Here is an 11,679-nt window from a genome sequence, read left to right on the forward strand (position 1 = left end):
GGCGATGACCACGCTAGGGATGCCCGCGCGCCCCGTGGTCAGGAAAAACTCGTAAACGGCCTCCTCGGCCTCGGGACCCGGGCGCTTGCTGTCGTAGAGGTCGCCCGCCACCAAGATGAGATCCACCTCTTCGTCGACGGCGAGCGCGGCGATCTCGCGCAGGGCCTCACGGATCTCGGGCGTGCGGTCGACCCCGTGCAGGGTGCGCCCGGCGTGCCAGTCGGCGGTGTGGAGAATCTTCACCTTGCCAGTCTAACGCAGACTGGTCGGCGACGGGCAGCGGCGCGAGGTCCAGCCGCAGAGGTCTCGAGCTCTATCACTGAGGCTCGCGGGCCTCGGGCTGGTTCACCTCGCCTGTCAACATCCGCCGAAAATGAACCATAACGTGCTAGGCTCATGTTATGGACATGAGCATGAGCACGTCAGCCAGGAGGGCCGCCGGGTCCCGTCGCCGTAGCGCCGGGGCGCGCCCGTGAAGCTGACCATCTTCGGCGCGACCGGCAAGACCGGCAGGCACCTCGTCAGCCAAGCCTTGGACGTCGGCCACGACGTCACCGCCTTTGTCCGCGACCCGGCGAAGCTGGTGGTCGAGCACGAGCGACTCAGGCTGGTGCAGGGCGACGCCATGGACGCGGCCAAGGTGAGCGAGGCCGTCGTAGGCGCGGACGCCGTCCTCGTCGCCCTGGGCCATACCAAGAACACGCCCGCCGACATGCAGACGGTCGCCAGCCGCCATATCGTCACGGCCATGAAGGAGCACGGCGTCCGCCGCCTGGTCAGCCTGACCGGCGCGGGCGTGAGAGACCCCAAGGACGAGCCGAAGGTTATCGACCGGGCCATCGTCGGGGTGATGAAGCTCATCTCGAGGCGCGTGCTCGAGGACGCCAAAGGCCACGCCGCGGTCCTTAAAGGGAGCGGTCTCGACTGGATAATCGTGCGCGGTCCGATGCTGACCGACGGCCCCAAGACGGGCGAGTACCGCGTCGGCTACGTCGGCAAGGGCTCGGGGACGAGGGCGTCACGAGCCGACGTGGCGGACTTTATGCTCAAGCAGCTAAAAGACGACGGCTACCTGCGCCAAGCGCCGATGGTCAGCAGCTAAAGGAGTGAGACCCGTCGCCCGTAGCACGCGGATAACCGTGATAGCCTACCGCATAGCCACCGATAAGAAGATACTCAATGCCCTTGGAGTTGAGTAACCGTAAGAACTCTTTGAAGTCGGGCGGTAGTAGGGTCGTAGCCATAGTTCACTTGCCGCATGAGCTCGATAGCCTCGAGGCGCTCTTCTGGCGTGCGCCCTCGCCAGTAAGCTTTATCATCAGAGCTAGCCTCAAGCGACGCGACGGAGAGGGCGGTTTTATCCAATCGGATGGATGGAACATCGCTCATACACTTGATTATAGAACACAGACAACTCACAACCCCTCTCCTCGAGCTGCTTAACGAGGACTCTGTGTTTCACGCAACTTCAAGTTCTGCAACACGACGAACACTGGGAATGCTACCGCTACTCAGGTCTCTATAAATGTCAACAAGGTTTTCTCGAAGCTCATCTTCGCTTTCACCCTGAGTCCAGGAATCAGGGAACTCCTCTAAATAGCCTAGCCACATATCTTCGTCTTGCCAATAAACGTACCTCTGTTTCATGTTCGTATTGTAGCCGAAAACGAGCGGAAGCGCTTAACGGCTGAATTCAACGGCACTCCACGGTAGTAGTAACGCTCGTGCTATGCGAGGCGTACCTAAAACCACTGTCAATTTTCGGTTCGCTCTCCTTCATGTGCGCTTGCGGCAGACCACGATAATGCTTCTGCTGGCAGCAGTCAACGGCTCCCCATTCCAATCGCCGTACTGCCAGAGGATGCTGAAGCCATTGTAGTACAGCAGCGCCGCAAGCTCCTGCGGGAAGGTGTAGCGCAACGCGATGCGCGTGACCTTGGTTTGCTCCTGATCGCTCTCGCGCCAGCGTCGGTAGGTTGTCCAGTGCAGGATTTGGGCGACATGGTCGTAGGCTTGCGTCCTCGATACACGCACGGCACGTCCGCTCCTGTCGGTGTAGGTCCCCCAATCCTTTTCCTCATCGCGGGTCTCGAGGAAGGCAAACAGGCCTTCGTATTCCTTATCGCGGGTCTCGGAGTTGGCCCAGCGCGGGTTGCGAGTCTCGAAAGCAAACAGACCCTCGTCGTGCAGGTGCGCGCGCACGCGTTCTAGCAGCCTCTCCTGGTCGGCGTTCGTCAGAAAAGCTTGGAAGGCGTTGCCGATCAGAAAGATGAGGCGAAAGTGCTCGCCAAGGTCAAAGGTGCGTGCGTCCCCTTCCACCCAGCGTGTGGACAGGCCGGCAGATTTGCTGCGCGCCCGCGCTAACATTCCAGGGACGATGTCCAAGCCGGTCACAGCGAACCCGGCCCGCCGCTAAGGAGCACCGCAAGGTCAACCGCGCTCGAGACTATCTGGAGGCGCACGCCGTGGAGGCGGTTACTCTCGAGCAGCTCGCTATGGTAGCCGGCTTAAGCCCCTACCACTTGCTCCGCGTATTCCGCCTCGAGCTAGGGCTCAGCCCCCACAGCTACCAAATCCAAAGGCGCATCGGCATAGCCAAAACGCTTTTGGCGCAAGGAGAAAGGATCGCGCAGGTCGCGGCGTGCACGGGGTTTACCGACCAGAGTCATCTGGGTCGCCACTTCAAGCGCCTCGTCGGGGTTACGCCCGGACAGTTCGCGCAAAGCGCAACATCCTCCTAGACACCGCCTTCAGAGCGTTTTAGGGTAAGGGAATGGTAAGAACGTCCGGCGACGCATCCGCATCCTTTGCCAGCGGCTTTAGGGCCATCTTGCCGCTTTGGCTCGGGATAATTCCCTTTGGTCTCGCTTACGCCGTCACGGCGCGGAGCGCGGGCTTGAGCCTCCTCGAGACCCAGCTCATGAGCCTCCTCGTGTTTTCAGGCGGGGCGCAGTTCAGCGCGGCGGGCCTCTTCGCGACCGGCGCAACGGGCGCTTCCATCATCCTGACTACCTTCTTGATCAACGCGCGCCACTGTCTCTACGGTCTCTCGCTAGGGCAGAGGCTCCGTCTGTCCTGGCCGGAACGGCTTGTCGCCGCTCACTTTCTGACGGACGAGGCCTTTGGCGTCACGGTCTCGCAGGGTCCGCGCAACCTGGCCTTCTTGTTGGGCACGGAGTTGAGCGTCTTCGCTGTCTGGAACCTAAGCACGCTCGGCGGCAGCTTCATGAGCGAAGCCGTCCCCGACCCCGTGACTATCGGGGTCGATTTTATCTTTCCGCTCGCCTTTTTGGCTCTCCTCGTGCCGCTCCTAAAACGGTGGCTAGAGCTGGCTATTGCCGTCACCGCAGGGTTTACCGCGCTCTTCGCCGCCGCGATCGTGGGCAGCGGCGTCGCCATTCTCATCGCCGGGGTGCTCGGGGCGCTCCTCGGGGCGTGGTGGACGCGGGGCGAAGGGGCTGAGGCTCCACCCGACCTTAAGGCCCTGAGGTGAACGCTACCGCCGTCATCTTGCTGATGGCGCTCGTCACCTACGGGCCGCGGCTCTTGGGTTTTGTGCTCTCGGGCCGCCCGGTGGCCGGGTTCTGGCTGCGCTTTTTGCACTTCGTGCCCATTTCGGTCTTCGGCGCGCTCATCGTGCCCGCCTTGCCCGGGGAGGAAGGAGACTTAGGCATTCGCCTCGTCGCGGCCTCGCTGGCTGGGCTGGTGTTGTGGCGGGTGCGGAGTTTGTGGGTAGGAGTTGCCGTGGGGATGGCGGCGTTTTGGCTGCTGCGCTTGCTTTAGACATAGAAGTTGGAGATGCCAGTATGATCAGGCAGCGCGTAACATACCGCTCAGCCTAAAATATCCAGCGCCGCCTCGTCGCTCACGTCCTCGAGCACCTCCTTCTTGCGCGTGGCCCAGGCCGGGAAGGGGAAGTTGACCATCATCGGGCTGGGCACGTCGGGCTGATGGACGATCATGGTGCCGGGCGCGAGAATAGTCGCGCGAGCCCGAAAGGAGCCGGGCATAAAGCGGTACTCGCTCCTCTCGGCCTCGGCGGCGTCCAAGCGGCCTACAATCCGCACGGCGGCGTTGCCGACGACGCGCCGCTCTACCTCGGAGGCCGTCTGCTGCGCGCCGATAAGAATGATGCCCATGCTGCGGCCGCGCTCGGCGATGTCTAAGAGCACGTCCTTGATGGGGCTGTCGCCCTCGGCCGGAGCGTACTTGTTGAGCTCGTCCAAGACGATGAAGACCTGATGGCGGCCGCTGCGCGACTCCTGCTCGGTGAAGACGCCGCGCAGGAGCACGCCGACGACGAACATCTGCGCCAAGGGCGCGAGCTGGTGAATATCGACGACGTGGACCTGCGACTCGGAGTTGAGGACGCTCAGGCGGCTCCGGGCTATCTCGCTCCTCGACAGGTCGCCGCGCACGAGCCGCTTCACGTGCTTGGCGGCGCCGCGCAAACGGCGGATAAAGGCCTCACGGGTAGCCTTGGCCTGGTTGGCGGTCCAGGCGCGGTCGCCGCCGCGGTTGCCGTCGTCGTCGCCGGCGTCCTTTAAGAGGAGCTTGTACTCCAAGTAGCGCACCAGCTCGTCGAAGCTCTTGAGCCGGGCGCGGCCTGCCGCCAGGCCCAGGCCGTCCATGTCGAGCGTGTCCTCGTCGCCGATGCGGGTCATGCCCCGGAAGCCGGACTCGCCGTCCGGCCGGAAGTCGCCGTCGCCCTCTTCGACCTCGAGGTCCGGCCCCTTCTGCCTCTCGGCGAGCTTGAAGAGCCTCTCTTCGACGTGACTCAAGAGAAAACCCAGGTTGGTCATGGCGTCGCGGTCGGTGAAGACGAAGGGCAGCATTCTGTCCGCGGTGAAATCGCGCAGGGTCCAGAGGTAGGGTTCGGTTTTACCCTGGGCCTGCTTGGAGTCGGGCATGAGGCTGGGGCCTTCCATCGCCGGGGCGTGGCAGCTAACCCGGCCAAAGGCGGCCGCGGGCAGATCGCAGATTTCGAAGCGGTTCTTGCTCATCTTGCGCTTGTCCTGCCACTTCTTCTCCTCATCGACAAAGCGGCTGTTGGGCTGGTCGAGAAAGAGCAGGTCCTCGCCCTTGACGTTGAAGATGAGCGCCTTGGTGTTGGCCGCGCCCGCGAGGAGCTTGCCGCCCGTCCTGATGTTGCGAGCGTTGAACAGGCTGTAGAGCAAAAAGAGCGCATAGCTCGTCTTGGTGGCGATGCCCGAGATGCCCGAGATGTTGATGTGGGCGCCCTTTTGACCGCTGATGAAGTCGTAGTTCAAGAAGGCCGGCTCGCCGTTGCGCAAGACGCCGCAGGGCAGGGGCGCCTCCATGTTGTCCAAATAGAGCGCCTTCTCGAGCGCCGTTCCCTCGGCCATGTAGACGAGGTCGCCGGGGCCGGGCGGGATGAAGTCCTCGGGCTCGACGCGAGTGACCAGGACGTGGGCGGCGTAGGCGACGTTGGCGGGCATCAGGCCCTCTACCACCATCGTCGTGTCCGAGTCGAACTGCACACCCTCGAGGCGCTTGCGCACCTCGTCGACGACACCGTAGAAGCGGACGCTCTCGGCCTCGTCGGCGGGATCTCTCACCTCCACGACGATGATGTCGTCGAGCTGCACCTTGGCGCCGTCGGCGACGCCGAACCAGAACTGCATGGGGGTGGCGTCCTCGGTGCCGAGAATCATGCCGATGGGCTCCCTCGATTCCATCTTCAGGCTCCTAGCGTGGACAGGTGCCGCGTGATGCGCCGCCGGATAACCTCGGCGCTGCCCATGCGGCGGCCTAATTCGGCCTCGAGGGCGCGGATAGGCAGGAGTTGCTGGGGCGCGCGGGGGTCTTGATAAGCGGCGCTGGCGAAGCGCGGCAGGGCGGCGCAGCTCCAGTCCGCGATGTGCTGCGCGTGCCCCAAGGTCGCCGCCGGCTCCGCTCCGGCGTAAGCCTGCATTCTCACCATCCCGGCCAGGCTGTAGAGCCAGGGCCGGGGGTCGCGCAGGCGCAAGAACCACTCGTAGTAATAGCTCCCCCTGGCCTCGACGAGGTAGAGCGGCGAGCGCTCGCCCTGCTCGAGCGCGCAGACTACCGCCAGCTGCTCGCGGCCCAGTTTGACCTCGTGGATGGTCTTGACGTAGCCGATGAGGTTCCGGTTCGGGCTGGTCAAGGGCCGCGGCCCGTCGACGATGACGAGCGCGTTGGCGCAGTCGCCGCAGAGCCGCGCGGCCAGGCGCTCCTCGGCGGCCAGCATCTCGCTCTGGAGCTTGTGCAAGACGGCGTCCACGTCGTTTTCGGCCGTCGACACCACGGTGTACTCGAGGAGCCCGTACTGAGAACTCAAGGTTGTTTCAATTGGAAAGTTCACCATCTGCCTGCCGCTGCTGAGGGCGCAGATGCGCCGCACCTCCCAGCAGTCCGCGTAGACCGCGCGGCGGCTTCCCTCCGGGCAGCACGAGACCGCGCCCACCCCGTAGCAACCGAGCACGCCAAATGCGAGCCTCTCGCGGTCGTCCTCCGCCAAGACTCGCGCCTCGGTGCGGCGGCGGCCGTCCAAAAAGAGCAACTCCGGCCACAGCGGCCGCGTGTGCGGCGGGCTGAGCGCCTGCCAGTCGGCGGCGGCACACTCCACGCCGTGGTCCACCCTTAGTTCCTTAGGCAGCGGGGAAAACTCGGCCTGATAGGCGGTATTGTATTCCGCGGCCCAAGGGTCCAGTCGCAGGCGCATAGTGCCAAGGATACCCCAAAGCGCCACCCCGCCGCCAAGAAAAATCTCCCTTCAGCTTGTCCACCCATACTCGAGCCCCTCCTCACCGCCACCAAGATCCGGCCGGTAGCGCTGGCGGGGCTAGTTGACCATCTTCGTCCGCCGCGACTGAAAGTCCATCAACACGTACTGGCCGATGGTGTGGGGGGTGGTGAAGTAGGCTTTGCCACGCGTCATCGACGAGACGCGTTGCACAAAGGCGATCAGTTCCGGGTCGCGGGCCAGCATGAAGGTGTTGATCTGGACGCCCTGCCGGCGGCAGTTGCCCACCTCGCGCAGGGTCTCGCCGAGGACCATCGGGTCCAGGCCGTAGGCGTTCTTGTAGATGCGCCCGCCCGGCAGGGTGATGGCCGAGGGCTTGCCGTCGGTGATCATGACGATCTGCTTCATGTCCTTGTTCTGGCGCTTCAAGAGCTTTTGGGCGAGGCGCAGGCCCTCGGCGGTGTTGGTGTGGTAGGGGCCGACCTGGGCCTGGGCGAGGCGCGCGAGCGGAATCTCCTCGGCGGAGTTGTGAAAGAGCACGAACTGGATGGTGTCGCCGCGGTACTGGGTGTGGATGAGGTGGGCCAGGGCCAGGGCGACCTGCTTGGCGGGGGTGAAGCGGTCCTCACCGTAGAGGATCATCGAGTGTGAGCAGTCGAGCATGACCACGGTCGCCGCCGACGAGTTGTACTCGGACTGGATAACCTGGAGGTCGCCCTCCTCGAAGTCGAGCCGGCCGCTCTCCATGCTCCTGGCGGCGGGCCCCAAGAGGCTCTGGCTGATATCCAGGTTCATGGTGTCGCCGAAGTCGTAGGGCTTGGTGCCGGCGCTCGTCTCGACGCCGGTCGTCTCGAACTTGGTCTCGTGCGCGCCGATCGAAGACTTGCCCGCGCCGCCCAGGACGTCCTTGAGGGTACGGTAGCCCAAAAAGTCGATGGCCTTGTTGGTCAGCTCGAATTTGACCTGACCGGGCTCACGGTCGGGTCCCGTGCCGCCCTGCTGACCGGGCTGGCCGGGCTCGCCAGGGTCGCCGCCCTGGGGCCGCAAGTAGCCCTCGCGCTCGAGCCGCTGCGCCAGCTCTTTGACCATCTCGCCGAGCTTGGAGTCGAGCCAGTTCTCGCTGTTCATGGCCGCCTCGAGGATGTCATCGGGGATCAGGTCGTTGTTGACGAGCGCCTCGGCGATAGCTTCGTAGAGGTCCTGCATGGTCTGCTGGTAGTCGGGGTCGGGGTCCCAGGGGTTGCGCTGGAAGCCGGACTCCAGGAGGCGGTTCTGGAGCATCTTCATGAGCTCGCTGGTGTCGAGATCGTCTAAGGTAGCCTCGTATTTGGAGTAGCGGGTGGTAGGCATGGGCCTCCTTTGGAGGAGGGGCTGGGGGCTGGGGCTGGGGCTGGGGAAAGACAATCCCCTAAACCCTAAACCCTAGACCCTAGACCCCAGCTAGTTCCATTTCCTTCTCGGCATCTGCGTCGCTTCGGGCTCGGGGGCGCTGTAGCCGCGCTCCTCGCTGCGAGCGATCTGCTTGCGGGCGTAGAGGCCCTCGAGCACGAACTCGGCGCTGGCGCCCAAGTCGTCCTTGCCGCGCCCCTCGGCGAGTTCCCTGGCCGCGTCCAAGAGCCCGGGCACCCTGTTCACCACCCCCGGCAGCTCCGCGGTCGTGATGTTGTCGGGCACTTTCAGATAGTTGTCGCCCTCGAAGTATTCGACGATGGACTCGAGCACCAGGCCGCTGCCGCGGCGGCCGAAGACGTTGCCGACGGCCCGGCGCGCGATGTCACGAGCGACCGCCTCACCGCCCTTCAGTTCGCCCTCGTACTCGAGCTCGAGCTTGCCGGTCACGGCCGAGAGCGCGCTGTAGAGGTCGGCTATGCGGGCGATCGGCACGTCCTCGCGGAGCAAGATGGCGCGACGCTCGGCCGAGGACACCACGTTCTCGAGGAGGCTGATGGGCAAGCGCTGCGAGACGCCCGAGTGCTTGTCCACCCTCGAGTCGTCGCGCGCCTGAAAGGCCACCTCTTCGACCACCTCGGCCATAAAGGACGGCACCTTGACCTCGCGGCCGCGGCTGATCCAGGCTTCTTGCCGGGTGATGGCCATGCCCTCCTCGACGGTGGCCGGGTAGTGGGTGCGGATCTCCGAGCCGATGCGGTCTTTTAAGGGCGTGACTATTTTGCCCCGCGCGGTGTAGTCCTCGGGGTTGGCGGAAAAGACCAGCAGCACGTCGAGGTTGAGGCGAATCGGATAGCCCTTGATCTGCACGTCGCCCTCTTGCATGATGTTGAAGAGCGCCACTTGCACCTTGCCCGACAGGTCGGGAAGCTCGTTCATGGCGAAGATGCCCCGGTTGGCCCTGGGCAGGAGGCCGTAGTGGACGCTCAGCTCGTCGGAGATGCGGGTGCCCAGCTTGGCCGCCTTGATGGGGTCGATGTCGCCGACGATGTCCGCCACCGTCACGTCGGGCGTCGCCAGCTTTTCAACGTAGCGCGCCTCCTTGGGCAGCCAGCCGATGGGCGTACCGTCCCCTTCGGCGGCGACGATGCGCCTGCCCTCGGCGCTGAGCGGGTGAAAGGGATCGTCGTGGGTTTCGGTGCCTTTGATAAAGGGCACCTCGTCGTCCAGGAGTTCGGTGAGCTGGCGCAGGATGCGGGTCTTGGCCTGGCCGCGCAGGCCCAGGAGGATGAAGTTATGCTTGCTCAAGACGGCGTTGACGACCTGCGGCACCACCGAGTCGTCGTAACCGACGATGCCCGGAAAGACCGGGCGGTTTTCCTTCAGCCTGCAGATCAGATTGTCGCGGAGTTCCTGTTTGATGCTGCGCCCGGCCTTGGCCTGCCAGGGCGTCTGGCGCAGATCCCCTAAGGTGCTTGCCTTCATGCAGTCTCCCTCTTGCCCCGTGGAGCAGGTGTGCTAGCCGTACTCTAGCACTCCCCATGACGCTTTTCTGTGGGCCCCCTTGCAGCGTCCTCGACCCAAGGCCTAACCCCACGGGGGATCGCGGGTCAGGCCGGTAACGAAAATAGGAGAGGTGTTCCGGCTCCTGCCGGAGACAAAGGGAGTCCAGTCTGGCGAGGATAACAACTTTCTGAGGTCAACGAGAACGTCAAATTCGACGTCAAAGCTCGACCCTGCTATACCCGACCCTGCTGTACCCAACGACCCAAAAGCGAACCCTGCGTGGGGGGGGACGCAGGGTTCTGGGGAGAGGAGATGGAATGAGGAGATGTCTTTGGTCTCATTCGCCGTTCAGCCTGGGGCTGAACATGATGGTAGTTTAGTGTAAGCCATGTTACCGAACTCTTACAAGCCAGCCTTCGCTCGCCCCTCCTCTAGCGCCCACAGCCTGGCAGAGGAAGCCCTGTCCTTCATCCAATTTCGAGGCCATCTGGAGACCGGGCTGACCTTTGGTCCAGCCTTCAGCTACCAGCCCCTTCCCAACCCCCGCCTCAAGGAGGCAAGATGCAAGCGGAACTGATCAGCGTCGGCACCGAACTTCTCCTCGGCGAAATTATCGACACCAACAGCGCCTGGCTCGCCCAAGACCTGGCGCAGTTGGGCGCCGACGTCTACTGGTCGCTGCGCGTAGGCGACAACCTGGAGAGGCTCACGCGCACCCTCGAGCAGGCCCTCGCCCGCAGCGACCTGGTCGTGCTCTGTGGCGGTTTGGGTCCCACCGACGACGACCTCACCCGCGAGGCCGTCGCCCGGGTGCTCGGCGAGACGCCGGCGGTAGAGCCGGCGCTCGAGGCCCAGCTGCGCAGGCTCTTCACCAGGTTCAGCCGGGCCATGCCCGAAAAGAACCTCAAGCAGGCCTGGCTTATCCCCTCCGCCGAGAGCCTCGCCAATCCCAACGGCACCGCGCCCGGCTGGTACGTCCGCAAAAGGATGGCGGGCAAGGAGCGGATCCTCGTGGCCCTGCCGGGTCCACCCAAGGAGCTTGTGCCGATGTGGCTGAACGAGGTGCGGCCGCGGCTGCCCATCGCCAAGTCGGCGCTGTTCATCCACCTCTTCAAGACCTACGGCTTAGGTGAGTCGCTGCTCGCCGAAAGGCTGGGCGAGCTCACCCTGGGCGCCAACCCGAGCGCCGCTACTTACGCCAAGCGCGATGGCGTCCACCTCCGCGTCGCCGCCAAGGCCGAGACGACGGAGGCGGCCAGGGTGCTGGCCGGGCCCGTCGTGGCGAGGGTGCGCGAGGCCCTGGCGGGGCACGTCTGGGGAGAGAACGAGGACACGCTGCCCGAGGTCATCCGCCACAAGCTGGCGGCCGCCCAGAGGACCGTCGCCACCATGGAGTCCCTGACGGGCGGAAGCGTGGGCGCCGAGCTCTCTTCGGTGCCGGGCGCGTCAGCGGTCTATGCGGGCGGCGTGGTAGCATACACGGCGCAGGCGAAGAGGGCTTTCGGCGTCAGCGAGCGCGTGCTCGAGGCGTCCGGCAGCATCTCGGAAGAGGCTGCGCTGGCGATGGCGGAAGCGAGTGCTCGGCAGCTAGGAGCCGATTACGGGCTCGCCACCACCGGGGTGGCGGGACCCAAGAGCAGTGAAGGCAAAGAGGTCGGTCAGGTTCACCTGGCCGTGGCCTCCCCCGAGGGTCACCGCGTGAAGACCCTGCACCTGCCCGCGCTGAGCCGGGACATGATTAGAGAGAGAGCCACCTTCGCGGCGCTCGCGCTCTTGTGGTCCGTACTCTAGGCTGTTTCCGAAGTCTGTTTCCGAGCCCTCGAGCCCATACGACACCTGCATGACTTTACACGGAGGCCTTAGAGCTATGGACGAACAACGAAGAAAAGCCCTCGACACGACCATGCACCAGATCGAAAAGCAGTTCGGCAAGGGCGCCATCATGCGCTTGGGCACCGACAGCGGCATCCTCGACCAGGGCGTCATCTCCACCGGCTCGATGTCGGTGGATTTGGCCCTCGGCGTCGGCGGCGTGCCCAGAGGCCGCGTCGTCGAGA

General features: G+C 64.5%; 13 protein-coding genes. 6 read left to right on the top strand and 7 right to left on the bottom strand.

Translation table 11 applies throughout. The annotated features are described in order from the left end of the window. The coding region (gene sbcD, locus M3498_18945; GenBank protein ID MDQ3461346.1) for an exonuclease subunit SbcD at positions 1 to 243 on the bottom strand (243 nt) is incomplete at its 3' end. 229 nt (positions 244 to 472) lie between these two features. Here sbcD and M3498_18950 point away from each other — a divergent pair. Next, entirely contained in the window at positions 473 to 1,102 is a 630-nt protein-coding gene (locus tag M3498_18950; GenBank protein ID MDQ3461347.1) for an SDR family oxidoreductase, read from the top strand. 356 nt (positions 1,103 to 1,458) lie between these two features. Here M3498_18950 and M3498_18955 read toward each other — a convergent pair whose 3' ends face one another. Further along, complete coding sequence (locus tag M3498_18955) at positions 1,459 to 1,647, bottom strand: type II toxin-antitoxin system HicB family antitoxin (GenBank protein ID MDQ3461348.1); 189 nt, start codon at positions 1,645 to 1,647, stop codon at positions 1,459 to 1,461. 129 nt (positions 1,648 to 1,776) lie between these two features. Then, complete coding sequence (locus M3498_18960) at positions 1,777 to 2,394, bottom strand: class I SAM-dependent methyltransferase (protein MDQ3461349.1); 618 nt, start codon at positions 2,392 to 2,394, stop codon at positions 1,777 to 1,779. Positions 2,395 to 2,495: 101 nt separating this feature from the next. On the opposite strand from M3498_18960, the gene M3498_18965 reads away from it, so the two are divergent. The 3 genes from M3498_18965 to M3498_18975 are packed head-to-tail and all read left to right on the top strand — an operon-like array spanning position 2,496 to position 3,783. Beyond that, entirely contained in the window at positions 2,496 to 2,741 is a 246-nt protein-coding gene (locus tag M3498_18965; GenBank protein MDQ3461350.1) for a helix-turn-helix transcriptional regulator, read from the top strand. 32 nt (positions 2,742 to 2,773) lie between these two features. Further along, complete coding sequence (locus M3498_18970; GenBank protein MDQ3461351.1) at positions 2,774 to 3,493, top strand: AzlC family ABC transporter permease; 720 nt, start codon at positions 2,774 to 2,776, stop codon at positions 3,491 to 3,493. Then, positions 3,490 to 3,783 carry an AzlD domain-containing protein gene (locus M3498_18975; GenBank protein ID MDQ3461352.1) on the top strand — a complete coding sequence of 98 codons (294 nt, stop codon included), beginning with the start codon at positions 3,490 to 3,492 and terminating at the stop codon, positions 3,781 to 3,783. Before M3498_18970 ends, M3498_18975 begins: the two co-directional genes overlap by 4 nt. Before the next feature lie 50 nt (positions 3,784 to 3,833). Here M3498_18975 and M3498_18980 read toward each other — a convergent pair whose 3' ends face one another. The 4 genes from M3498_18980 to M3498_18995 all read right to left on the bottom strand — a co-directional run bounded on the left by M3498_18980 (position 3,834) and on the right by M3498_18995 (position 9,601). Further along, the gene (locus M3498_18980; protein ID MDQ3461353.1) at positions 3,834 to 5,699 is read right to left on the bottom strand and encodes an ATP-binding protein; all 1,866 of its coding nucleotides are present in this window, start codon (positions 5,697 to 5,699) and stop codon (positions 3,834 to 3,836) included. Between the two features lie 2 nt (positions 5,700 to 5,701). Continuing rightward, positions 5,702 to 6,706, bottom strand: coding sequence for a hypothetical protein (locus M3498_18985; protein MDQ3461354.1), 1,005 nt, complete (start codon positions 6,704 to 6,706; stop codon positions 5,702 to 5,704). A 120-nt stretch (positions 6,707 to 6,826) separates the two neighbouring features. Continuing rightward, complete coding sequence (locus tag M3498_18990; protein ID MDQ3461355.1) at positions 6,827 to 8,077, bottom strand: VWA domain-containing protein; 1,251 nt, start codon at positions 8,075 to 8,077, stop codon at positions 6,827 to 6,829. Between the two features lie 90 nt (positions 8,078 to 8,167). Beyond that, a complete protein-coding gene (locus M3498_18995; GenBank protein ID MDQ3461356.1) occupies positions 8,168 to 9,601 on the bottom strand; it encodes a sigma 54-interacting transcriptional regulator in 1,434 nt (477 codons plus the stop codon). A 582-nt stretch (positions 9,602 to 10,183) separates the two neighbouring features. Between M3498_18995 and M3498_19000 the strand changes: the two genes are divergently transcribed. Both M3498_19000 and M3498_19005 read left to right on the top strand, forming a co-directional pair. Then, a complete protein-coding gene (locus tag M3498_19000) occupies positions 10,184 to 11,413 on the top strand; it encodes a competence/damage-inducible protein A (GenBank protein ID MDQ3461357.1) in 1,230 nt (409 codons plus the stop codon). A gap of 76 nt (positions 11,414 to 11,489) precedes the next feature. Continuing rightward, positions 11,490 to 11,679, top strand: a 190-nt coding sequence (locus M3498_19005) for a DNA recombination/repair protein RecA (protein MDQ3461358.1), incomplete at its 3' end; no start/stop codon positions are given.

Source organism: Deinococcota bacterium (genome assembly GCA_030858465.1).
Lineage (GTDB): Bacteria > Deinococcota > Deinococci > Deinococcales > Trueperaceae > JALZLY01.

What these genes read in the sequence shown, in the direction of transcription:
- M3498_18970 (MDQ3461351.1), top strand. Translation starts at nt 2,774, where the DNA reads ATGGTAAGAACGTCCGGCGACGCATCCGCATCCTTTGCCAGCGGCTTT.
- M3498_19000 (MDQ3461357.1), top strand. Translation starts at nt 10,184, where the DNA reads ATGCAAGCGGAACTGATCAGCGTCGGCACCGAACTTCTCCTCGGCGAA.
- M3498_18995 (MDQ3461356.1), bottom strand. Translation starts at nt 9,601, where the DNA reads ATGAAGGCAAGCACCTTAGGGGATCTGCGCCAGACGCCCTGGCAGGCC.
- M3498_18990 (MDQ3461355.1), bottom strand. Translation starts at nt 8,077, where the DNA reads ATGCCTACCACCCGCTACTCCAAATACGAGGCTACCTTAGACGATCTC.
- M3498_18985 (MDQ3461354.1), bottom strand. Translation starts at nt 6,706, where the DNA reads ATGCGCCTGCGACTGGACCCTTGGGCCGCGGAATACAATACCGCCTAT.
- M3498_18980 (MDQ3461353.1), bottom strand. Translation starts at nt 5,699, where the DNA reads ATGGAATCGAGGGAGCCCATCGGCATGATTCTCGGCACCGAGGACGCC.
- M3498_18965 (MDQ3461350.1), top strand. Translation starts at nt 2,496, where the DNA reads ATGGTAGCCGGCTTAAGCCCCTACCACTTGCTCCGCGTATTCCGCCTC.
- M3498_18955 (MDQ3461348.1), bottom strand. Translation starts at nt 1,647, where the DNA reads ATGAAACAGAGGTACGTTTATTGGCAAGACGAAGATATGTGGCTAGGC.